20 protein-coding genes are annotated in these 23,060 nt (G+C 58.2%); 11 read left to right on the top strand and 9 right to left on the bottom strand.

The features are described from left to right. The first annotated feature begins 89 nt into the window (after nucleotides 1–89). A complete protein-coding gene (locus tag IDL90_RS10075) occupies nucleotides 90–491 on the top strand; it encodes a DUF3499 domain-containing protein (RefSeq protein WP_182141827.1) in 402 nt (133 codons plus the stop codon). Nucleotides 492–519: 28 nt separating this feature from the next. Here IDL90_RS10075 and IDL90_RS10070 read toward each other — a convergent pair whose 3' ends face one another. From IDL90_RS10070 to IDL90_RS10060, 3 genes are read right to left on the bottom strand one after another with little or no spacing between them, the layout of a single operon-like run. Then, nucleotides 520–1,020 (bottom strand): glycerophosphoryl diester phosphodiesterase membrane domain-containing protein, encoded by a 501-nt coding sequence (locus tag IDL90_RS10070; protein WP_187994411.1) that lies wholly within the window; start codon nucleotides 1,018–1,020, stop codon nucleotides 520–522. A 22-nt stretch (nucleotides 1,021–1,042) separates the two neighbouring features. Beyond that, nucleotides 1,043–2,224, bottom strand: coding sequence for an IS30 family transposase (locus IDL90_RS10065; protein ID WP_259349513.1), 1,182 nt, complete (start codon nucleotides 2,222–2,224; stop codon nucleotides 1,043–1,045). Further along, nucleotides 2,221–2,790, bottom strand: coding sequence for a hypothetical protein (locus IDL90_RS10060; RefSeq protein WP_187994410.1), 570 nt, complete (start codon nucleotides 2,788–2,790; stop codon nucleotides 2,221–2,223). The genes IDL90_RS10065 and IDL90_RS10060 overlap by 4 nt, the downstream gene beginning before the upstream one ends. A gap of 60 nt (nucleotides 2,791–2,850) precedes the next feature. Between IDL90_RS10060 and mtrA the strand changes: the two genes are divergently transcribed. From mtrA to secA, 6 genes are all read left to right on the top strand, one after another. After that, nucleotides 2,851–3,531, top strand: coding sequence for an MtrAB system response regulator MtrA (gene mtrA / locus IDL90_RS10055; RefSeq protein WP_187994409.1), 681 nt, complete (start codon nucleotides 2,851–2,853; stop codon nucleotides 3,529–3,531). Then, complete coding sequence (gene mtrB / locus IDL90_RS10050) at nucleotides 3,528–5,138, top strand: MtrAB system histidine kinase MtrB (RefSeq protein ID WP_262509022.1); 1,611 nt, start codon at nucleotides 3,528–3,530, stop codon at nucleotides 5,136–5,138. The genes mtrA and mtrB overlap by 4 nt, the downstream gene beginning before the upstream one ends. Next, nucleotides 5,135–6,808, top strand: a complete 1,674-nt coding sequence (locus IDL90_RS10045) for a GerMN domain-containing protein (protein WP_187994408.1) — start codon at nucleotides 5,135–5,137, stop codon at nucleotides 6,806–6,808. Before mtrB ends, IDL90_RS10045 begins: the two co-directional genes overlap by 4 nt. 99 nt (nucleotides 6,809–6,907) lie before the next feature. Beyond that, nucleotides 6,908–7,594, top strand: a complete 687-nt coding sequence (locus IDL90_RS10040) for a phosphoribosyltransferase family protein (RefSeq protein ID WP_182141833.1) — start codon at nucleotides 6,908–6,910, stop codon at nucleotides 7,592–7,594. A 209-nt stretch (nucleotides 7,595–7,803) separates the two neighbouring features. Beyond that, on the top strand, nucleotides 7,804–8,463 hold the full coding sequence (hpf, locus tag IDL90_RS10035) for a ribosome hibernation-promoting factor, HPF/YfiA family (protein WP_182141834.1): 660 nt from the start codon (nucleotides 7,804–7,806) through the stop codon (nucleotides 8,461–8,463). Between the two features lie 168 nt (nucleotides 8,464–8,631). After that, entirely contained in the window at nucleotides 8,632–11,508 is a 2,877-nt protein-coding gene (gene secA, locus IDL90_RS10030; RefSeq protein WP_182141835.1) for a preprotein translocase subunit SecA, read from the top strand. 70 nt (nucleotides 11,509–11,578) lie between these two features. On the opposite strand, the gene IDL90_RS11905 is transcribed toward secA, so the two are convergent. Both IDL90_RS11905 and IDL90_RS11740 read right to left on the bottom strand, forming a co-directional pair. Beyond that, the gene (locus IDL90_RS11905) at nucleotides 11,579–12,085 is read right to left on the bottom strand and encodes an Rv3235 family protein (RefSeq protein WP_223175172.1); all 507 of its coding nucleotides are present in this window, start codon (nucleotides 12,083–12,085) and stop codon (nucleotides 11,579–11,581) included. Nucleotides 12,086–12,091: 6 nt separating this feature from the next. Then, nucleotides 12,092–13,093 carry a LysM peptidoglycan-binding domain-containing protein gene (locus tag IDL90_RS11740; RefSeq protein ID WP_182141836.1) on the bottom strand — a complete coding sequence of 334 codons (1,002 nt, stop codon included), beginning with the start codon at nucleotides 13,091–13,093 and terminating at the stop codon, nucleotides 12,092–12,094. 245 nt (nucleotides 13,094–13,338) lie between these two features. Here IDL90_RS11740 and IDL90_RS10020 point away from each other — a divergent pair, with 245 nt between their 5' ends. Then, on the top strand, nucleotides 13,339–13,788 hold the full coding sequence (locus IDL90_RS10020; RefSeq protein WP_187994407.1) for a hypothetical protein: 450 nt from the start codon (nucleotides 13,339–13,341) through the stop codon (nucleotides 13,786–13,788). On the opposite strand, the gene IDL90_RS10015 is transcribed toward IDL90_RS10020, so the two are convergent. Next, nucleotides 13,735–14,484 (bottom strand): glutamine amidotransferase-related protein, encoded by a 750-nt coding sequence (locus tag IDL90_RS10015; RefSeq protein ID WP_182141838.1) that lies wholly within the window; start codon nucleotides 14,482–14,484, stop codon nucleotides 13,735–13,737. The two genes, IDL90_RS10020 and IDL90_RS10015, sit on opposite strands and share 54 nt — an antisense overlap. Nucleotides 14,485–14,551: 67 nt before the next feature. Between IDL90_RS10015 and hisN the strand changes: the two genes are divergently transcribed. Then, nucleotides 14,552–15,346, top strand: a complete 795-nt coding sequence (gene hisN, locus IDL90_RS10010) for a histidinol-phosphatase (protein ID WP_182141839.1) — start codon at nucleotides 14,552–14,554, stop codon at nucleotides 15,344–15,346. 14 nt (nucleotides 15,347–15,360) lie between these two features. Here the strand turns inward: hisN and rsgA are convergent, their stop codons facing one another. Both rsgA and aroA read right to left on the bottom strand, forming a co-directional pair. Then, nucleotides 15,361–16,413: a ribosome small subunit-dependent GTPase A gene (gene rsgA, locus IDL90_RS10005; protein WP_182141840.1), complete on the bottom strand. Its 1,053-nt coding sequence runs from the start codon at nucleotides 16,411–16,413 to the stop codon at nucleotides 15,361–15,363. Between the two features lie 66 nt (nucleotides 16,414–16,479). Continuing rightward, nucleotides 16,480–17,883 carry a 3-phosphoshikimate 1-carboxyvinyltransferase gene (gene aroA / locus IDL90_RS10000; RefSeq protein WP_182141841.1) on the bottom strand — a complete coding sequence of 468 codons (1,404 nt, stop codon included), beginning with the start codon at nucleotides 17,881–17,883 and terminating at the stop codon, nucleotides 16,480–16,482. A gap of 140 nt (nucleotides 17,884–18,023) precedes the next feature. Between aroA and IDL90_RS09995 the strand changes: the two genes are divergently transcribed. Both IDL90_RS09995 and IDL90_RS11900 read left to right on the top strand, forming a co-directional pair. After that, nucleotides 18,024–18,668: a sigma-70 family RNA polymerase sigma factor gene (locus tag IDL90_RS09995; RefSeq protein ID WP_187994406.1), complete on the top strand. Its 645-nt coding sequence runs from the start codon at nucleotides 18,024–18,026 to the stop codon at nucleotides 18,666–18,668. A 288-nt stretch (nucleotides 18,669–18,956) separates the two neighbouring features. Continuing rightward, nucleotides 18,957–19,031 carry a 50S ribosomal protein bL37 gene (locus IDL90_RS11900; protein WP_398397221.1) on the top strand — a complete coding sequence of 25 codons (75 nt, stop codon included), beginning with the start codon at nucleotides 18,957–18,959 and terminating at the stop codon, nucleotides 19,029–19,031. Between the two features lie 93 nt (nucleotides 19,032–19,124). Here the strand turns inward: IDL90_RS11900 and IDL90_RS09990 are convergent, their stop codons facing one another. Further along, nucleotides 19,125–22,970 carry a multifunctional oxoglutarate decarboxylase/oxoglutarate dehydrogenase thiamine pyrophosphate-binding subunit/dihydrolipoyllysine-residue succinyltransferase subunit gene (locus IDL90_RS09990; protein WP_316930276.1) on the bottom strand — a complete coding sequence of 1,282 codons (3,846 nt, stop codon included), beginning with the start codon at nucleotides 22,968–22,970 and terminating at the stop codon, nucleotides 19,125–19,127. Nucleotides 22,971–23,060: the final 90 nt, after the last annotated feature.

Here is a 23,060-nt window from a genome sequence, read left to right as displayed (position 1 = left end):
TAGCGCGAACTCGTCGCCGACAAAGGTAGGCTGGGTAACCGTGGCAAGCTGGTGGTGTTGGCTGCCACGGCTGGACTTGAGGAGATCCCGTGAGATTGTGTTCCAAACCGAGTTGCACTCGTGGTGCCGTAGCAACCCTGACGTATGACTACCAGGATTCAACTGCGGTCCTTGGGCCCCTCGCCACCTCCGTAGAGCCGCACACGTACGACCTCTGTGAAGTGCATGCTGAATCGCTCACCGTCCCTCGAGGGTGGCAGGTTGTCCGCCTCCAGACACGTTTTGAGCCGGCGCCGCCATCCAGTGACGACCTCCTCGCCCTCGTCGAAGTGATTCGTGACGTGGCGGGAGTTGAACACGACCCGGAGGTGCCCGACATGCTTCGCGAACCAGTGGTCATCGACCAGGGAAGCAGGGAGGATAAATATGCCCCCCTGCGCCGTCGGGATCACTTCACAGTAATCACGGGGGAGGGTGGAGACACTCGCTAGGTCCCCACCCTTTCTTGGAGAGACTGTCTCAGGCCTGCGAACCGCGTGAGGTTTCAAACGCCTGCGCGAGGACAGGTCCCAGGTTCTCTTTCCTTACGCGTTCATCCACGTACATAAGCGAGGTATACGACGCAGAGAACGGCATGGCCAGACCTGAGATCAGGGCAGAGACCAGAGCCAAGAGGAAAGCGGTCACAGCCCACGGCAACACAGATGTTGCAAACATGATCACCGCTGAAATAGTCCCGCCAAGAAGTCCCACGACGATTGAGACGATGATGCTCATAAGAAGCATCCTGCCCAAGATGCGCCAGAACGCGCCCTTGGTCAGGGCCCATGAGCGGCGAAGTGCCGTTGGGGGCGTCGCGCCCTCGACCACAGCGATCAAAGTTGCGAAGTACAGTCGGACGCTAACCCACACCGTGACGGCGATCCCGAGTGGAATTATGAGAAGAAGGAAGCTAAGGAACCACAGTGAGTCTCCCGAGGACGACGCAAAAGCAACCGCGGCAATCAGAACTATCGGCACAATGAAGGGCGGGTTCTAGGGGTCAGTGCAACAGGATTTCTTCAATCACTTCGGCGGGCTTTAGGAAATCGAGCCGCTTCCGTGGTCGGTCATTCATTTCCCACTCTACATAGTCTAGGTCAGCCTGACTGTGGATACTCAGGTCAGTGCCCTTGGGGAAGTATTCTCTGAGAAGCCCGTTGGTGTTTTCATTGGTGGGCCTTTGCCATGGTGAGTGTGGGTCACAAAAGAACACGTCGAGATCAGCAGCCATCGCGATCTGTTGATGCGCACTCATCTCTTTACCCTGGTCCCAGGTCAGGGTTTTACGCAGCACGTCGGGGAGGTCTTTCATTTTCGCGATCAGCCCGTCAGTGAGTGCCTCGACACGATTCTTGGTGGGATCCATCCATACCAGGATCAGGTAGCCTGAATGCCGTTCAACCACGGTCCCGATCGCACTCTTCCCATCCTTACCAATGATCAAGTCCCCTTCCCAATGGCCAGGAACGGCTCGATCATCAGCCTCGGCGGGACGATCCACAATATTGACCATATTCGCGATACGACCCACACGTTCAGTACTACGACGTTTCGCACGGCGAATCTTCCGACCCGTGCGTAGCCGCACTTCAAGGTCACGTTTGAGACCGCCTCGAGCCAAGAGATAAATCGACTGGTAAATCGTTTCGTGTGACACTCGCATCTCCGGCCGGTCTGGGAAATCCCGCCGCAACCTCCCACAAATTTGTTCCGGAGATCGCCTCAAAGTGAGCTGGTCTTGAACATAGGCGCGTAACTCAGGCTGTGTAGCAAGTTTACTGGGCTTTGGTCTTCGGGCTCTCTCATAAGCAACCACCTGAGCGCGCGTAGCACTATAGGACAGCGTTGCTGATCGTTCACACTGGAAGTGTCCATTCCGTTTGATTTCCCGGCTAATCGTTGACGCGGAACGATCCAACTGTCTGGCAATCGCTCGGATCCCCATCTTTGCCTTCCACAACGCCTGGATCTCAATACGTTCCTCAAAAGACAAAGACCTCGCACGAGTCTTCTTCCGAGGGTCAATCCCCCCATGATCACTAATGAACCCCCGCACTGCTCTCTCAGACCAGCCCACAACCTGGCCAATCTCCTTAGCGGAACGTCCTTGTTTACGTAACGCCCAAATCCTGTTCGTTACCTCCGGCAGCAACCTCTCCGAAAAACCAATCATCGTACTCACCCTCCTATTCTCAGGGTGTTGCACTCACCGCTAGAACCCGCCAAGATAACTGCGGCAACCACGCCCACAATCAACCAAACGAGAATCGCGGTGCCAACCAGACGCCAGAAATGGGGCTTCAGAGCTTCCCACGTTGACTTGAGATCAAGGTTGATCCCAACCACAGCATTGGTAACAGACAGGACCAGCATCCCCGTCACAAGCAATGAGGCGCCAGCGCTGATGAGTCCGACGATCCCCTGTAGTCCCAGATCGGAAACAGCCGGGTAAAACTCGGACACCCCGACTGCGAACTCAGTGTCACTGCCAAATGTCACCTGGTCGATGCTCGTCTCGGGTACGAGGGCGGAAACAATGCCTGACAGCATGCCGACGATTCCCATGACGCCGAGGGAGATCGCAAACATCACTCTGGGGTTCGAGCGTATCGCTGCGAAGGTACCATCAAAGAGATTTCCCAGGTTCAGCGGGTGGAACGGTATCACGGGAGGCTTCGGCTGAGCCGGTCCACCCCACTGTTCCTGGTTCGGGTCGGAGGGCCACGGAGTATTCGGGTAAGAACTCATATCTCTATTGTGCCGGTCTGTGGACGTGACAGGCGACCACGATCATGGGACGATCACTTTATGACGCCACGGATCTTAGTTGTCGACGATGATGCCTCGCTTGCGGAGATGATTGGAATTGTCTTGCGCGCCGAGGGGTTTGAGGTTTTTGAGTGCTTCGATGGGGCGGAAGCCTTCGAAGTGTTTGAGAGTTGCGACCCGCACTTGGTGTTGTTGGACGTGATGTTGCCGGGGCGCAGCGGAATCCAGATCTGTGAGGCCATCCGACAGGTTTCAAACGTCCCCATCATCATGCTGACCGCCAGGTCGGATACCGCGGATGTTGTTGCCGGTCTTGAGGCGGGGGCTGACGATTACGTCCCGAAGCCGTTCAAACCTAAAGAGCTGGTTGCTCGGATTCGTGCCCGCTTACGAAGTCAGAATGATGCCGGAGAAGAGCAGTTGGTGCTGGGCGACCTCGCAATCGACCAGTCCCGACATGAGGTGCGCCGCGGTGATGAAGTGGTCCCGCTGACACCGCTGGAGTTCGACCTCCTTGTCGCCCTCGCGCGGGCACCGTGGCGTGTTTTCACGCGGGAGGAACTGCTGGAACAGGTATGGGGCTACCGACATGCGGCCGACACGCGCCTTGTCAACGTGCATGTCCAGAGGCTCCGCTCCAAGATTGAGCGCGATGCAGAGAGTCCCTCCCTAGTGATTACGGTGCGGGGTGTCGGATACCGTGCCGGCACGGGGTCTTGAGCGATACTCAGGCTGGTGACGCTGGCTCACAGACTAGCGCTCACCCTCTTGAAGGGGATCAAACCAGCAGGCGACGAATGTGGGAGTTCCTGGGGGGATCCCTGTCTCTGCGGATCGCAGTGACACTGTCTCTGGTCCTGACGGTGATCCTGCTGGTGTTTATCTTCGTGGCAACGAACGTATTGCGCTCCGACCTCTTCTCAACCAGGCGCGACATGATTCTTGCCGACGCCGCCGTGCGATTTTCTCAGGTCCAGAACACGCTTGACCAATCCACCGCAGTCACGACCGACCAGGTTCAAGACGCGGTCACGCAGACCCTCACCGCGATTCGTGAGTCCGCCGCGGGTGCCGGGGCGGTTGAGGTCCTTCTCTTGCGTTCTCCCGATTCCTCGGAAGCTTTTCGGATCAACGAGTATGTGAATCCTGAGTACATTTCCGTTATCGGTGGGGGAATCCGCGACGAACTAGCTCACGATGTCGGACTTTGGCAGTCAGTCGCCCTCGCAAACGGCGCGGACACGATCCCTGGCATCGTCGTTGGGGCGCTGATCGACGTGCCCTCCGCGGGTCCGTATGAAATGTTTGTCGTGTACTCGCTAGAGCAAGAACAATCTACGTTGACCTCGATTATTCAAGTCTTCACCGTGGGCTCAGTTCCCGTCCTGCTTCTGATGGGTCTGGTCTCCTTCGTCCTCGTGTACAGGCTGCTGAGCCCTGTCAGAGCGGCGGCGGGCGCGGCTCGATCCCTGGCGGCTGGGAATCTCTCAAGTCGGTTGCGTGTCTCCGGTCGTGATGAGATGGCACAGTTGGGGGCCACCTTCAATGACATGGCGGAGTCCCTGCAATCCAAAATCACCGACTACGACTCGTTGTCAAAACTCCAACAGAGCTTTGTCTCGGATGTGTCACATGAGCTACGTACCCCCATGACAACAATTCGTATGGCGGATGAGGTCATTTTTGATGACCGGGATGCACTTCCCCCCGCATCCAAGCGATCTGCGGAGCTCCTTCACGTCGAAGTGGCACGTTTTGAGCAAATGCTTGCGGATCTTCTGGAAATCTCTCGCTACGATGCCCAATCCGCCCAGTTCGACCCCGAGTCCGCTGATATCTATAGCCTCGTTGAGAAGGTGGTCAGCGCCAACGCGGAGCTTGCTGACCACCTCGGCGTTGAGGTCCAACTTGGGCCCCGGCCGGAACGTTGCTCAGTGCCTGTGGATGCAATTCGTATCGAGCGTGTGGTGCGCAATCTGCTGGTCAATGCATGTGAGTACTCAGAAGGAATGCCAGTTCGTGTCACCGTTGCTGCAGGGAAGACCTCCGTGGCCATCCGAGTGCGGGACTACGGCGTCGGTATGGAGGCGGACACGGTGCGACGTGTATTTGACAGGTTCTACCGAGCCAACCCCGCGCGAACTCGCAGCACCGGCGGCACTGGTTTGGGACTGGCAATTTCAAAAGAGGACGTCACTCTACACAACGGAGTAATCAATGCCTGGGGTGAACCGGGCCGCGGGAGCTCCTTCGTCGTAACACTGCCGCGCGTAGCAGGGAGTGCCGTCACCGAGTTTCCGCTGATCGTTTGGGAGGATCACGCATGAGACTGCGCAAGATTCTCTGGGGTTGTCTGGGGGTCGTAGCACTCTTGGCACCCTCTGCCTGTTCATCTTTGCCGCAGACTGGTGAACCCCATGAGTTCGCAATTGAAGCGCCCCAGCGTGATCCTGTCCGTCAGTTCGGGTCAGCTCCCCAGGTGGGGTCCAGCCCAACGCTGTTGGTTGAAGACTTCCTCCGAGCAACTGCCGCCGGCATGTATGACGACTTTGCGACAGCGCGCCTCTACTTGCAGCCGGAAGCCTCAGCGACATGGCGACCGAATCTGCAGGTGGCTGTGTTTTCCTCTGACTTTTCGCCCTCGCCCGAACTGAAGGATAGGCAGGGCAAATCGGCTCAGGTCTCACTGTCTCTCTCAACGGTGGGTACGGTGAACGAATCCGGCGTCCTCAGTGTGTCTGTCACCCCGGGCTCCGTGTCAACGGAGTTCACTTTGACGTTGAACGAGGACGGGGAATGGCGCATCGCGGAGTTGGCGGACGGAGTCATCCTCTCACAGTCAGCATTCACGAACGCCTACCAGAACGTCAATCTCCTCTTCCCCTCTTCTGACCTGTCGGGCCTGGTGCCAGATCCGCGGTGGTATCCCCGCTCGCGTGTGGCTGCCTACCTGATGCAGGGGTTGATCGAAGGTCCTGTTGAGAGCCTCGCCCCGGCCGTCGTTGGGGACCTGGCAGCCGATTTGACGATGCCAACCGCAGGCGTTGAAGTGCAAGATAGAGTCGCGATGATCGACCTTGAGGGGAACTCCTCTTCGTCAGAAGCAGAAAGGAGTGCGCTGATCTGGCAGATCTCCCAGACCGTCACCCAGGTGGCTTCTGTTCAGTCGGTAGAGATTCGACTCAATGGTGTTGAGCTTGATGAGTCGGACGTCCCCTCCGGTCCGTCATATCGCCTGGATCGAGCTATTGGTTTGCTTGATGGATCAGTAGTGCTTGGGTCTACGTCACTGTCCACAGAGGTTGCCAACCCGGAAGCGGCGGGTGTTGGGGTGGAAAACCCTGCGGTTGGTCCTGTCGAGGGTGCGCCAGTGGCGTGGGTGAACAGCGAACCGGGTCGCCTTGCGGTAATGACGCTTGGTTCAGCACAGCCGCGTGATACTCCCATCGCAGGTGCTACGGCGCCTTCAGTCGATAGGTTCGGTGTGGTGTGGGTATCGTCCACAGACTCACCGGGTGTGGTTTGGGCTGTCGCGCCGGGTCGGGAGCCTCTGCAAGTTCCGGTCCCGTTCGACGGGGAGGTCGCGGCGGTGCGGGTCTCTCCTGATGGGTCGAGGGCGCTGTTGCTTACCCGCGGTGGTGCGGGATCCCAAGTTTGGCTCGCAACGATTCGGCGTAACGATGTGGAGGCTCAGTACAGTTTCGAAGCTGTCACGGAGCTGGACCTTTTCCCCCCGATTGTTGAAGGATTGACGTGGGTTGGTGAGACGACTGTTGCCGCCCTGGTTCCAGAAGGTGAAGAATCAACAATTGAAGTGTTCAGTCTAGGAGGGTGGCCACAGGTTCTGTCGGCACCCCCGGATGTCTCCAGAATTACGGCGGGCTCAACGCTGGGGTCTCTGCTTGTTCAACGCCCGGATGGAACAGCGTTCCAACGCGCCGGTGCGGCCTGGATTGAACTGGACAACTCTATCCAAGAGATTTCTTTCGCAGGCTAGCTAGGTCCGGGTCTATCCCCAACGCGACTAAGGCGGTCCTTTCCACATTCGCTGAGAGAGCCGGTTGATCCGGGGTGTCCGTCGCGCAATGCTTCCACAATGAGACGGCAAGCAGATCTTTTGCAGGGGGCGAAGAATCTCCTGTTTCCGGTCCAGTGTGGGGGGTGTGGAAAGTGGGATAGCGAACTATGTGAGGATTGTCGAGGTACTGCGACAAAACCGATTGCTTCTAAGATTATTGAGGACGCTGCGGGGTACCCCACAACTGAGCTGCTGTGCTTGGGTGACTACGCCGGGGTGCTTCGCTCCATCATCCTTACCGCCAAGCATGATCGGTATCGAGACTACTCAGATTTTCTCTTCGAGGCAGGAACCCACCTGGGGCGCGCTGTGGGTGAACGCCTAGCGGCAGTGGCTGAGCAGCCGATGCTCACGCCCTTGTGGATTGTCCCCGCCCCGTCCTCACACGCACGCAGGCGGCGCAGAGCTGAAGTTGTTCCGAAGATAGCGGATGGGGTGGCAGAAGGAGTTCGCCGCGAACTGGTTGCCCGGGTTGTAGTTGTGCCAGCTGTCGCGCTGCACCGTGGGGTTGGTGGACAGAGCGGAAGGTCAGCGGGATCCAGGAGTAGCGCTCGACTGGGTGCAATGGACATTGTGATTCCACCTCCGGAGCAAAGCCTTGCGGTTGTGGTTGACGACGTGGTCACCACTGGAACTACTATGCGCGGTGTCCTCGACGCACTGGGTGGTCATGGTGTCATGGCAGTTGCTTTGGCTGCCGCTTGACATCACTCGACTGTCAGCTTGTGGCGTTCGCTCAGCGCCGACAGCATGTGAAGGGCGTCTCAGTGACGTAGACTTGAGGGACTCTCTTTCGTTCACTCAGTGGGCAAGAGGGTAGCCCGGCTCATTTGGCTTAAGGAGGGTTTTTTACAAGAAGCAAGCAAATTGTGCTTGCTGTGCATATTCATTCCAAAGGCTCCTGGAGGATCCCCATGGACATCGTCGTCACCGGCCGCAATGCCGACATTCATCCTAATTTCCGTGAATTTGTCGAGGGTAAACTCGAGAAAATCACCCAGTTCTATCCTCGTGCGCAACGGGTTGATGTGGTTCTGACGCGTGAGCGTAACCCACGCTTGGCCGCTAGTGCAGAGCGCGTAGAGCTAACCGTTTATGGGAAGGGCCCGGTGATCCGGGCTGAGGCAGATTCAGTTGACCGATATTCGGCAGTCGACCTTGCTAGCGCAAAACTCTTCGAAAGACTGCGTCGCCAGCGCGACAGAGTAAAGGATCATCGCCGGTTCCAGTACGACGGTGTGCCGGACCCGAACTTCGACCAGCCGATCACTCCGGGCGTCGATGCGGATCTGCGCGATGCAGAAGATTGGGCGCTGCGTTCCGCACAGGATCTGAAACCAGGTGAGGTGCGCGAAGAACAATTGGGGGATTCTCCCGTGATTGTGCGTCAGAAAGTTCATGAGGCTCCGCCGATGAGCGTGGATGAAGCATTGCACCAAATGGAGCTTGTCGGACACCCGTTCTTCCTCTTCGTCGACAAGGACACGATGCAACCTTGCGTTGCGTACCGCCGCAAGGGGTGGACGTACGGCATCCTCAGACTGAACACTCGTATGCCGGAGGGTGCGGAGTAGAGAACGCATCGGTCTCTATCGGGACGTGATTGCCGCAACCTATGATGTGTGGTGGGCCCCATGCCGATATGGCTTGGGGCCCACCACACTGTGGGTGTAAGTTGCGTAAACTGAAGGGCACGCCGCAATCCAAAACTTGGGTGTCGTAGGCAAAATCAAGGAGTACCCGTGTCGATTATTGACAAGATCCTCAGGGCTGGCGAGGGACGCCAGATTAAGCGTCTGGACCGTATAGCGGACCAGGTCGACGCCCTCGAAGAGGATTTCAAGAAGCTAACGGACGAGGAGCTTCGCGGGAAGACCGAAGAGTTCAAGCAGCGGGTTGCTGATGGCGAGACTCTTGATGAGCTCATGGTTGAGGCCTTCGCGACGGTACGTGAAGCAGCATGGCGCGTACTGCGTTTGCGCCCATTTCACGTGCAGGTGATGGGTGGAGCTGCGCTCCACGGAGGAAACATCGCCGAAATGAAGACCGGTGAAGGTAAGACGCTTGTGGCGACGATGCCCGCATACCTTCGCGCACTCGAAGGAAAAGGCGTCCATGTCGTTACGGTGAACGACTATCTGGCTGAGTACCAGTCAGAGATGATGGGGCGCGTCTACCGCTTCCTGGGGCTCACCGTTGGGTGTGTGCTTGCCGGGCAAACTCCTGCTGAACGCCATGAGGTTTACAGTTGCGACATCACATATGGCACCAACAACGAGTTCGGGTTTGACTACCTCCGCGACAACATGGCGCAGCGACCCGAAGATATGGTGCAACGTGGACACAACTACGTGATTGTGGATGAGGTTGACTCGATCCTCATCGATGAGGCGAGGACTCCGCTCATTATCTCAGGTCCGGCCGCGGGTGACCTCAACCACTGGTATAAGGAGTTCGCGCGGATCGCGCAGATACTCCAGCGTGATGTCGACTATGAAGTTGATGAGAAGAAGCGCAATGCGGGCATCTTGGAAGCCGGTATCGAAAAAGTTGAGGATCAGCTGGGCGTTGATAACCTCTATGAAGCGGCAAATACCCCGCTAATCGGCTTCCTGAACAACGCGATCAAGGCCAAAGAGCTCTACCACCGCGACGACAACTACATTGTTCAGGGTGGCGAGGTGATGATCGTTGATGAGCACACGGGCCGCGTGCTTTCAGGACGCCGCTACAACGACGGAATGCACCAGGCTATTGAAGCCAAAGAGGGCGTTGAAATCAAGGCGGAGAACCAGACTCTGGCAACAGTGACGTTGCAGAACTATTTCAGGTTGTACCCCGAGGGGTCTCGCGCTGGCATGACAGGTACAGCCGAAACTGAGGCGGCCGAGTTTGCGTCGACCTACAAGATCGGTGTCATTCCGATCCCCACCCACAGGGAGATGATCCGCAAAGATCAAGCGGATCTTGTCTATCCGACAATGCAGGGCAAGCTGAATGCGATCATCGACGATATTGTCGATCGTCACAAGAAGGGGCAGCCGGTCCTTGTTGGCACAACATCTGTTGAGAAATCAGAGCAAGTGGCCTCGCTTCTGAAGCAGAAGGGCGTGCCTATTGAGGTACTGAACGCGAAGGAACATGAGCGGGAGGCCCAAGTGGTCGCCATGGCCGGACGCAAAGGTGCAGTCACCGTTGCAACTAACATGGCTGGGCGCGGCACCGACATCATGCTTGGTGGCAACGCGGAGTTTATTGCCCAGGCAAACCTGAAGAGTCGAGGGCTTGACCCCGAGGAATACCCGGAAGAGTACCGGGAGGCGTGGGCTGAGGCACTTGAGGATGCCCGCCGCGCCGTCGCCGAAGAACACGATGAGGTTGCTGAGGCCGGAGGGCTCTACGTTCTTGGAACGGAGCGGCACGAGTCGAGGCGAATCGACAATCAGCTGCGTGGTCGTTCCGGGCGTCAGGGTGACCCCGGTGAGTCGCGTTTCTACCTGTCCATGGAAGATGACTTAATGCGGCTGTTCAACTCCGGAATGGCACAGCGAATCATGACTTCGGGTGCGTATCCCGAGGACGTTCCGCTTGAGTCAAAGATGGTCTCCAGGTCGATTGCATCAGCGCAATCCCAGGTCGAGGCGCGCAACTTTGAGATCCGCAAGAACGTCCTCAAGTATGACGATGTGATGACCGGTCAACGCGAACTTATCTACGATGAGCGTGCGCGAGTTATGCGTGGTGAAGACCTCTCGGAGCAGATCGATCACTTCCAGTCCCAGCTGGTTGCGGGCATCGTCCGGCAGTTCACTGTCGCCGACGACCCTGCTGACTGGGAGCTGGAGTCTGCCTGGACAGAACTACGTGGATACTATCCCGTGTCTGTGTCCATTGAAGACGTGGAAGCTGAGTACGGTGGACGGGCGAATCTGACGCGGGAGAATGTGGAGTTCGAGCTTCAGGGCGATATTCATGCTGCATACGCCGCGGCTGTTGAGGCCTTAGACGCCAATCCCGTTGCGATCTCTCAACTGGGTGACTCTGCTAACGACGAACTCCAACGGCGCGTCGTGCTGTCGACGGTTGACCGCCTGTGGCGCGAGCACCTCTACGAGGTGGACTACCTGAAAGAAGGAATCGGTCTTCGTGCGATGGGTCAGCGTGACCCCTTGGTTGAATACAAGGATGAAGCCTCGAAGATGTTCCAAGCGATGATGGAACGGATCCGCGAAGAATCAGTCCAGCAACTCTTTGCCTACCACTACCAGTTTGAGAAAGCTAATGAGCAGCGCGAGGAGCTGATTGCCAATGGAGGTGGCGATAACTCTGCAGCAGTGGAAGCCGCGGCATCGGGCCAGGCCAGTGGAGCTCCACAGACTAAGAAGGCAGTGAAGCCTGCGAAGAGCCAGATCAAAGCTCAGAAAAAAGCATCGACTCCCAAGACCGTCATGGGAGATGTGGGACGTCAGTCTGTACCTAACAGGCTCACCATGCAGGGACCGGCCAAGCAGTCAGAGCCAGTGGCAGGAACGAACAGGGGGCCCGCGGTACCTGCGGCGGCAGGGGCCCAAACACTTAACAGGGCACAGCGACGGGCTCAGGGCAAGAAGAAGGGGTAGCTGCCCGCCGTTAGTGCGGGGCCCAGTGATTGATGATCGCGCGTGATAACCGCTTTACGTTTCCTGGACTCTAGTGTGTTTCGAGCTCGCAAAGCTGCCATCGATCTCGCAGCCTTACCAGGCGTCCGGCAACTGCCCTTGCTCGGTTCTGATCCCACACCGTTACCGCAAACTCGAATGTCTCATTTGAGACCGGACAAATGCGTGACGTCATCGCCAGGGCCGGAAGTGAGCCGCCTCGACCCCGAGAAGCACTGGTACTGGCACTAGTGCTGGCGCGAAGGTATCCGTAAACGTCCGCTGTCATCCACCGTTGAAGACTTCGAGGGTCCTTCCTCCCGGCAATGACGTCAACGACAGCCACAGCAATCTGTTGAGCCCACTGTTCGGGGCTGGGCAGCCCGGCCAGTGTTGTATCGCTCGGGTGACCGGTTCTGCGTTGGGTTGGCGCTATGTGAATGGCACGTGCATAGGGCCGACCCCTGACTTGCGTTCTGGGAGCAGGACCGGCAGTGCGGTTGGGGTGTTCTGAAGAACTGGCTACCTGGAGGGTCTTGGCTGGCTCTGGGGTGTGCATGGTTTTCTACTTCGACGAAGATGCGGGAAGAGGGATAGTTTCCAAGATCATTCCTGGTTCGATGTGGTTGGGGTCGGATCCGATGACAAGTTCATTTGCGTCATAAATGTCCCTCCAAAGTGCGTCAATCTCAGAGTCTGAAGCATTTTCACCGAGCATTGTTGCCGCAATGTCCCATAAACAGTCCCCCTCTGCAACCGTGTATGCCGTGGATAGGTCGACGGAATCACCATTTGAACTTGGAAGCAGTACCGGTGTGGACATGTCTCGCGTCGAAGGCTTTGTCGAGAGTCGGGAGGACAGCGTATCGGAGATTGGCGGGGGAGTCGCGGTCAAAGACGGTGTGGAAGGTGGCATCTGCTGAAGATCGGAAGCTGGCTCAAGTCTCTGAGCCGGAGGTTGAGACGCAACCTCCGTTTCACGTGCCGCTTCGAACTCTCCCGAGCCTGGGAAGACACTGTCTGTACTCGCTGAAGGTGAACTGTCGGAGGCTGCCGTCCTAGAGGGAACCCCACCCGAAAGAGCAGTGTCAAGGGGGTGTACGTATTCTGCGGTGGTCGTAGAAGAGCTCCACAGGTATTCGGTAGTGTCTGTGGTGGTTCCCGTATCCGCTAGCGCAGCGCCGGAGAATAGGGTGCCCGCCAGGGCCGTGGTCGTGGCGATGCCCGCAACCGACCGACGTGCGGACCGTGTCCCCCAAGTTGCCACAGCCGTGCCCAAGATTAGGTGAAGCCGCCCAGGTAGCGTTCTACTCACTGCCACTAGTGCAAGCGCGGCCCAGACGGAGCGCCAGAGGAAGAGGATCTCAGCAAGAACCGCGAGGACGAGCGTCACGTAAGCAAACTGAGCTGAGCCGACGCCTTGAAGGTGAAGCGCCATGGCCACTGCGCCGAAGGACACCAGGAGCCCAGCAAGCTCACGAAGCAAGGCTTTACGTGCTTGCCGTTGAACGGTTCCTCTGCGGTCGTCCCGCATTCCTGGGGACTGTGAATCGGTTGATGTAATCACTGACCTACCTCTTTCCATTCTGTTGTGTCTACGCTCCTTAGTACTCTGACAAACAACAGTGGTGCAGAGATTACAGCGTTGTCTGTGGAAACCAGCCTCTTTTAGAATTTGGGGATAACGTCTGATGGAAAAGGATATGGAACAGTTGCACTATGACTGCGCCGGTCTTCGCAAAGGTTCCCATGTCAGCGGCAGTTTGTCGCAGATGAGAGACGCGGGTACCTCGGCCGTGGCAAGCTGGGCACATGCAGCACTATCTAGCGCTCACAGCGTCCGAACTACTTGCCCAGACCCCACCGAATCGCGATGCGATTTGCGTTGAAGATAGGGATGTTTCCCCAGATTCAACCTGGGAGGAAACAACTGAGGATGCGCGGGATGATGCCGCGCTAGAGTCTCTCCACCTTGCGCGCGAAGAACAATCCTCCCCCACTCGGCTGGTTGTGGGGGGCGCCCTCCCCTCCCGGGACGCACGCTTCAGTTCCTGGCAACAGGTCGACGAGATTTATGCGGACGACACAAGGGGGCGGGAGATATGCGCGCAGCTATTCTTGGCGCAGACGCAAGAGGAGGCGGACCTGCTAATAGGGCAGCTCTTTGAGGAGGCCCTGATGTGGTACGACATCAGCGAGCGTACTGACTTAGGCGACGCCCTCGTTCGTGCCAAACCGGTCGACGAAGTTGGAGAGGATTAGGTGGGCTGGCGACACATCGACGCCGCGCACCCGTTCCTCAACCCTGGGCCGTTCCTCTTTCGGATAGTAGCCATGATCCTCAAACACGTCGATGCGCACCGAAATGCCTTCAAAATCTAGTTCAGGATGGAACTGCGTCAGGTAGATGTTGTTGCGAATGCGCGCCATCTGAAGTGGGGCGACCGTGCCCGTCACTAGCGGCACCATCTGCGGTGGGTGCTCGACAACCGATTCATGGTGCCCGACGTAGGCGCGGAAAGTATCCGGAATGCCATTGAGAATCGGATCGACCCGACCCTGCGGGGTCACGGTCAACTGCGGCGCCGTAATGTCCTCTGAAATGGCTGGACTCACGCTCCCGCCAAGCATGCGCGCCATAATCCCCAGGCCGTAGCAGATCCCCAAAATCGGGAAATCTTCTGCGATGGCCCTTTCCGAAAGCCGCGTCAGGTTTTGCTCCACGTCGAGTTGCCGCAGGCTCTTGCTGTCTTCCGGCGCTGACACATCGAAGTGGGAACCGCACATGATGATGCCGTCCCAGTGCTGCAAGTTAATATCGGGGAACGGATCCCGCTCAAGACGGACATTGACAAGCTCATCGTCGCGCAATCCCGTGAACTTGAGCATGGCTTGACGTTCCGAAATCGCAACTTTCTCGTAAATTCGCGTCGTGAACATAAGGAAGCGTCTGGCCATGGTTGCAGTCTAGTCAGCCCGGGGGCGTCTGGCCCTCATTCGGGCACCATCAAGATAGTCTCTACACATGTCTCAAACGCGACGATACATCGACGACCTCCGCCTAGCACACGTCCTCGCAGACCAGGCTGACCACCAGAGCATGAACCGCTTCCAAGCGGATGATCTTCTCGTGGAAGAAAAGCCAGATTACACGTTGGTTTCGGATGCCGATAAGGCCGTGGAAGACCAGATCCGCCTTCAGCTCGGCACATCCCGGTCACGGGACTCCGTCCTCGGTGAGGAACGTGGAACAAGCGGTTCCTCAAGTCGGCAATGGATTATTGACCCGATTGACGGGACCAGCAACTTTGTGCGAGGGGTTCCGGTATGGGCGACACTTATCGCCCTTGTCGAGGACGGCGAGGTCGTAGTCGGACTGGTATCCGCTCCCGCTCTGAAGCGTCGGTGGTGGGCGGCGAAAGGTATGGGCGCTTTCGCAGGGACGTCACTTATGAGGTCACGACAACTGCAGGTCTCACGTGTAGCGCATGTCCATGACGCATTCTTCTCGTACTCGTCTCTGCAGGGTTGGCTGGCAGCTGGACGAGGACGGAGCTTCCTCGACTTTCAGGCGTCCTGCTGGCGAACAAGGGGATTTGGGGACTTCTGGAGCTACATGATGGTTGCTGAGGGCAGCGTTGATGTTGCCGCAGAACCTGAGCTGGCACTGTATGACATGGCGGCGTTGGTTCCCATTGTGCAGGAGGCCGGAGGACGGTTCACGTCGCTAGATGGTGAACCTGGCCCATGGGGCGGAAATGCAATCGCTTCCAATGGGCTCATTCATGAGGCTGCAATCGAAGCCCTGAAGCCGCGATGATGCGTCGATAGGTGCTACCAGTTGTCCTGGGGGAGACCGGCGATGAGTGTCCGCGCACGTGCCACGATGCCCGCCCTGCGCTGAGGGGCTAGCAGCGAATCGTCTGCTTCGCCAACTTTTGCAAACGGTCCGGCCTGTGCCACCCACTCATCGAGGGCGCACGACACCTCCGATGATGTGTGCGTACAGTTCGGCAGGCAGAACTCAGTTACGGCCACAAGGTCGGGGAATACCGCCAGAACGTCCTCGACGTCAGCATGGGCAAGGCCGAAGGATCGAACACCTGGCGTGTCAACCAACCATCCCCCCTTAGGGAGTTCTAGTGCCACGGAACTGGTAGAGGTGTGGCGCCCCTTTCCCGTCGCGACATTGACTTCACCCACACTGCGCCCCAATCCTGGAATCAAGGCATTGATGAGAGTCGACTTACCGACCCCCGAATGACCGATGAGGACGGAGAAGTGGCCCTTCAGCAGGGTTGCTATCTTGTCGAGGCCGTCGCCTGTCACCAAGTTTGCGGTAACGATCTCCAGATCGAAGCTGTCAAACAATGCCGTGAAATCACCAGGGTCGGCGAGATCGGTTTTCGTCATGCACAGAAGGGCTGGGACACCTGCTTCGCGTGCTGCGACCAGGCACCTTTCCACCATTCCCACGCGAGGTGTCGGATTCGCAGAAGCGGTGACGATAACCATGAGATCCGTGTTGGCGACAATGATTTTTTCCCCACGCCCGTCTTCGGCCTCTTCGAGACTGCGTCGCAGGACGTTGGTGCGTTCCTCGACGTGCGCGATTCGTGCCAACGTGTCCACCCGGCCGCTGAGGTCGCCGGTGAGGCGCACAAAGTCTCCAATGACAACTGCGCCCCGCGGAATCTCGCGGGCCTTCACCGCCTGCAGCAGCGGGCCTGAAGATGTGGATACGGCAAACCGCCCTCGGTCGACGGCTACAACGCGGCCCAGGGGACGCGCTGAATAGTCCGGTCTGCGTTTGGTTCGAGGACGGGAACCTTTTGTCGGTCGGACGCGGACGCGTTCATCATCAGTTCCCGTATCGAGTCTGGCCACGCCGTTCCTTTTCTCGCCGAGTGAGGCAGATGGGTTCGCCCCGGTTGATCTGGTCTGATGTCGAGACTACTCTGCCCCCGAAATCAGCGCCGGGTTCGCGAAGACCTCCGCCATGGTCAATGTGCTGGGAGAGTCGGCGCCCTGGAGCATCGCATGCCAGCGCGCGGTGAACATTGGGAGTGTCTTTGCGGTGGTTCCGATGTTTGCAACCCTGCACCCAGGCGTGCGGAGGCCCACGATGGCGCCGAATGTCGCCATGCGATGGTCCTCATAAGTCTGTATGTCCGCACTATGCGTTGGTGCGGGGATGATGTGGATACCATCGCGCATGACACGGGCATTGGCGCCGAGGCGTCGTATCTCAGTGGCCATCGCCTCAAGACGGTCAGTTTCGTGACCTCGCAAGTGGCCGATTCCGCGCAGGGTTGACGGTGATGTGGCGAAGACGCAGAGGGCGGCCACCGTTGGTGCCAGCTCGCCATACGCCCCCATGTCGAGGTCGAGGCCGGGCCAAGTCAACCCAAGCGGGGCACTTGCCGTAAGTCCCTGAGCGCTGAGGGCCACTGTGGCACCAAACTGGGGGAGGAGCTCCACCCAGTACTTGCCAACCTGATCCGTATGGGCGGGCCAGTCTTCAATCGTGATGGTTCCCCCGCAAAGCAGGGCGGCCGCTAAGAAAGGTCCGGCATTGGCAAGGTCAGGCTCGATCTGGATGGGGTTACCCGCGGGACGGGTTGGGTCTGTCTTCCAGCTCCAAGAAGTGGTCCTCTGGATATCGACACCCTGCTCAGCCAGCATGTCAAGGCTCATTGCGACATAGGGCCATGACGGCAGACGACCTTCCGCACGGAGCACAGTGGGTTTGGAGATGAGGGGGGATGCGAGCAGTAGGGCTGAGAGGTATTGCGAAGAACTGGAGGTATCGATACCAACCTGGTCGCTTCCGTCGCACTTTGTGGATGTGGCCTTTTTCTTACGGGCAGGAATACCCGTGATGGTCACCGGCAGGAAGCCCTTGCGTTTGCCGTATTTGACTCGTGCTCCCAGCGCCTGCAGGGAGTCCATGAGTGGGGTGATCGGTCGTGACTCGGCTGACGGGTCGCAGACCAGGGTGGTTTTTCCGTCCGCGAATGCCGCCAGCGCCGAACCGAAACGCATGACGGTGCCCGCCTGCCCGCAGTCAATCGTTGACCCGCCACGCAGTCGGGATGCCGGCATGATGGTGAGGGAGCGGGGATCGTCCTCGAAAACAAACTCTGCGCCGAGTGCGACCATCGCCTTTGCCGCCAGGTAGGTGTCCCGGGAGGCGAGGGCGCCCGAGATCTTCGTTGGATTCTGGGCGATCGTGCCAATTACAAATGCGCGTGACGTTTGCGATTTCGATCCGGGTAGCAGGACGGTCGCATTCACTGGTCCGCTTGGCGTGGGAGCGGGCCAATACTCGTCGCCACCAGCGTTACTTATAGTCACTCGACCTCCAAGGTCATTGGGCTGTGGGCGTAGACTCGAGCACAGAATATGGGTGTTGGTTAGCATTGTGCTCAAAATAGAGACGTTTTGCCACTACGGATCACAGAGCAGGCGGCGTTGAGAGAGGATTCGGGGTGGAAGTGAAAGCGAGACCTGCGTCCTCGGACTCAGATCAGCGGTTTGAGGCCGAAGCCCTGCCATTCCTGGATCAAATCTACGGGGGCGCCCTCGCGCTGACCAGGAACCCTGCTGACGCAGAGGACCTGACGCAGGAGGTGTTCCTAAAGGCGTTTCTGGCCTTTGACACTTTCGAATCTGGGACCAATGTGCGTGCATGGCTGTACCGCATCTTGACCAACACGTTCATTTCGAACTATCGCAAATCATCGCGCGACCTCAACCACATTGGGCAACCCCTACCCCAGGACTGGCAGTTGCGTAGCGATGCCGAAGGCGGTGCGGGCACCGGAGATGCTTCAGAAGGTGGGGCGGTGAGTCGCGCGTACGCGCCCTCTGCAGAAAGCGAGGCACTCAAGCATTTTGAGCGGGATGAGGCCTACTCGCTTCTGGGTTCGCTCCCGGAGAACCAGCGAACTTCAGTGTATCTGGCAGACGTTATGGGCCTGACCACCAAAGAAATTGCGGAACTTATGGACGTTCCCCAGAACACGGTGCTGAGTCGTATCCATCGCGGAAGAATCCGCCTGCGAGAGATTACAGCGGCCAGGGGACTAAACCAGACTGATGGCAAGGTAACCAGCGGGACGGAGGCAAAGAATGTGTGATCAGGAATCTTGCGCTGAAGATTGTGACAGCTGGATCAGTGAGGTTGAGGTCGTCACCGTGCTACGGGAATGCCTCTGCGTGTCGCCACCTCCGGAGCTGCGGGCACGGATCATCCTTCGAATTCAGACGGAGTGTGGGCAGAGCGAGTAGTGCGGTGGCGCAAACTGGACCGCCAAATCCGCAAACCGTGAGTGAAACCTCGGCTTCAGGCTTATGTACTGCGCCCCAGATGTGCGATTATTAGCAGTGTTGTGCACCCAGAAGGGTACAGACGGAAGGATTTGGATATGAGTACGCGAGGACGGAAGCGTCGTGATCGTCGCAAGAAGGCAGCGAACCACGGTAAGCGCCCAAACAGCTGATCTTTCGATCTCTGTGAGATTGTAACGGCCCACGAAAACTCGTGGGCCGTTGGCATACCCGCTGCATTGAGTTCACCAGCGGCTACGGGTGCGCTACGCGAAGGCCTCCGTCAAGAGAGCGGCTCGTTCCTCTTGGTGGCGCCATGACAACCCCGTAGCTGGCGATGCTCCTTCATGCCGCGATATGACCCGAACTGAAGGTAGATCTCCTGCCAGGCCACTGAAGTTGGGTAGCAGCCCAAGGCGGGGGAACAAGTTCATCGCCAAGAAGAACCAGGCCCCCTGGTTCTCCGGCTCGTCCTGAACCCAGACGACCTCGGCGTTCTCATATGGAGCGAGTGCCTCAGCCAGTTCCGAGGTCGCCAGAGGATAGAACTGCTCCAACCGCACAACTGCGACATCCGTGCGATTTTGCGCGTCGCGTTCCTTGATCAGGTCATAGTAGATACGCCCGGAGCAAACCAGGACCCTGCGCACGCCGCTGGCGTTCTGGCCCACGTCCCTGCTTACCTCTCCGATTACGGGAAGGAAAGTCCCCGAAGTAAATTCATCAACCGAAGAGATCGCTGCCGACAGGCGCAGCAGCTGCTTGGGGGTGAACTCAATCAGAGGGGTTCGCGGTCGACGGTACGCCTGGTGGCGCGTCAAATGGAAGTGATTCGCCGGGGTGGAAGGCTGGCAAATCCACATGTTGTCTTCGGCAGCCAACTGCAGGTAGCGCTCAATCCTTCCGGAAGAGTGGTCAGGGCCTTGGCCTTCGTAGCCGTGTGGAAGCAACAGTGTCACAGATGAGGCCTGGCCCCATTTTTGCTCGGCTGAAGAGATGAACTCGTCAACTACTGTTTGCGCTCCGTTGGCGAAGTCGCCGAACTGTGCCTCCCAAGCCACGAACACCTCCGGACGTTCAACCGAGTAGCCGTACTCGAATGCCAGTGGCCCGTATTCGGAAAGAGGGGAGTCGTAGATGGAGAGCTTCGCCTGGTCTTCAGTGAGGAAGTCCAGGGGAGTGAACTCCCGTCCGTCACTTTGATCATGGAGCACTGCGTGGCGCTGAACAAAGGTTGCGCGTCTCGTGTCCTGACCTGTGACGCGAACAGGCGTCCCGTCCATCAGCATCGTGCCCCATGCCAACAGCTCGGCGAAGCCCCAGTCGATTGGCGCTTCACCCTTCGACATAGCGAGTCGACGTTCGCTCAGTTGACGGAGTTTCTTGTGGGGGGTGAAACCCTCGGGGAATGCGTTGTATGCCTCTCCGACTCGTTCCAGCTGCTCTGCTGTGACCGCGGTTTCCCAACCGATCATCATGCCCGCACCCGGCTTTTGAGACTCTGGAACCTCCAGACCATAGCGCTCTTGGACTCGGTCCTTGACGTCGGTGTTGGACCTTTCTGAGGGATCGGGCAGACCACCGCGCGAACGAGTCTCCTCAAGAATCTTGCCGAGCTCAGTTTCAAACTCCGCGGTTACCGTCCTCGCCTCCTCAATTGTGATGTCACCACGACCAACTAGGTTGCTGGTATAGACCTCTAGGGTTGAGGGAAGCGAGTTGATCATCTCGTACATCACAGGCTGTGTCATTGAAGGGTCGTCGCCCTCGTTGTGACCGCGACGTCGGTAACAGACGAGGTCGATGAGGACGTCCTTGTTGAACTCTTCCCTGTACTTGAACGCGAGTGTTGCCACGCGAACAACGGCTTCCGGATCGTCACCGTTGACATGGAAGATAGGGATCTGTAGGCCCTTGGCCAAGTCTGTCGGGTAGCGGGTCGACCGCCCCGAAGTCGGCCCCGTCGTGAAACCTATCTGGTTATTGACGATGACGTGCAGGGTACCACCCGTCTTGAATCCGCTGAGCTGACTCATGTTGAGGCATTCGTAGACGACGCCCTGCCCAATGAACGCAGCGTCACCATGGACGAGGACGGGCATGACTGGGAAGCCGGGCTCATTCAAACGGTCTTCCATAGCCCGGCTGATACCGAGCAGCACCCCGTCAGCAGCTTCAAGGTGCGAAGGGTTCGCAGCGAGGTAGACGCGCGTACCAACTCCGTCGCCCGCTCTGAAGAAACCCTCTGTGCCCAGATGGTACTTGACGTCGCCGGAGGACTCTGTGCCGCGTAGATGTGGACTACCTTCAAACTCCGAGAAGATCTGCGAGTAGGACTTCCCCGCGATGTTGGCCAGAACATTGAGCCTGCCCCGGTGAGCCATACCAATCGTGACTTCGTAGAGACCAGTGTTGGCTGCGTCGGTCAGTACCGCGTTGAGGAACGGTATTAGAGACTCTCCACCCTCGAGGGAGAACCGTTTCTGACCCGTGTATTTCGTCTGTAGAAACGCCTCGAAGGCCTCCGCGCGGACCAGTGTCGAAAGGATCTCACGCTGTTCCCTTGGAGAAGGCTTCTGATAGGGCGCCTCCACTTCAGACTGCACCCAAGTGCGCTGGGTGGGGTCCTGAATGTGCATGTATTCGATCCCGACTGACCGTGTGTACGTGTCACGGAGTCGGCGCAAGAGATCGCGCAGCCTCATGCTTGGTGCGTCTCCGAAGCCCCCTGTTGGGAACTCCCTATCGAGATCCCAGAAGGTCAGCCCATAGCGACGCAGCTCTAGGTCGGGATGGCGACGCACACGGTAGGCGAGGGGGTCGGTGTCGGCCGCCAGGTGGCCCCGTGAGCGATAGGCGTGGATCAGCTCCGCAATGCGGGTTTGCTTGCCTTTCTCAGCTGCCGAGTCATAGATCAGGTCCCGCTCCCAGCGGTACGGCGGATATGGGACCTGCAGTGCATCGAAAATACGGTCGTAAAATCCGTCCTCGCCCCGCAAGCGAGCAGAAAGTACCTTGAGGAGGGCCCCCGATGCGGCACCTTGGATCACTCGATGATCGTAGGTTGAGGTGGCATACATGATCTTTCCGACCCCGAGGTCGGCCAGCCGTTCCGTTGGGGCTCCAGACCATTCCGCCGGATAGTCGGTCGCACCGATACCAATAATGACGCCCTGGCCTGTCATCAAACGAGGAACGGAGAAGGTGGTCCCAATCGTTCCCGGGTTGGTTAGCGATACGGAAGCGCCCTGGAAGTCTCCAGCGGTGAGATCGCCGGTTCGCGCCCTGGCAACCAGGTCATTCATTGCTGCCACAAACTGTGGGAAAGTTAGTGTGTCCGCATTGCGCACAACCGGCACCAGTAGCGACCTTGTACCATCCTCGCGCGGAACATCAATCGCCAGTCCGAGCCCAACGTGGGCTAGGTGTTCGATGTGCGGTTTCCCGTCCTTTTCCACGTAACGAACGTTCATCGACGGCATCTCGACCAGTGCTTCGACGAGGGCGTACGCGATGAGGTGGGTGAAAGAGATCTTGCCGCCAACAGTACGGTCGAGATGGGCGTTGATGACCGCACGGTTCTCAATCATTAGCTTCGCAGGGATCTCACGAGCGGAGGTTGCTGTGGGTACCCCCAGGGATGACTCCATGTTCTTCACGATCGACCGGCCCACGCCGCGAATGAGTTCGGTTCGATCCTTCCCTGTCGCATCCACATCCCCCCAAGCGGCCGAAGCGGCATCGCTGGAGCGGGTGTAGGGAGAAGTGGCTTCGCGAACCCTGGTGGGCGGCGCTGGTGGAAGGTCGGACCGCGTAACGTTCTCTAGGTTTGGCTGCTCGCTGCGCGGCGGACCTTGCGGCGAAGGGAGACCCGGGTTGTTGTCTTCCGCGCTGAAGGACTGTTCCGCCGAGGGCGTGATAGCTTCTGCAATGATCTGAGCATCGCGGTTCGCCTCAGTTGTGGCAGCTGCGCGCAACCCCACTTCGGGATAGGCCTTAAAGTATGCTCGCCACTCATCGTTAACCGACTCTGGATTGGTTACGAACTGCTCGTACATGTTTGAGATGTACCAGTCGTTTGGGCCTAAGCCATCATCCCTGCTGCTTACCACAAAGGCTCCTTCGACTAGAGGTGGATCGCTCGACTTCCAAGTGTAGGCACGTACCGGACTTAAGTCTTGGAGCAACCACGCCAATAGTTG

The sequence above is a fragment of the Schaalia sp. JY-X159 genome, from assembly GCF_014525425.1.
GTDB lineage: Bacteria > Actinomycetota > Actinomycetes > Actinomycetales > Actinomycetaceae > Scrofimicrobium.
This window is presented reverse-complemented; position numbering and strand designations above follow the sequence as displayed.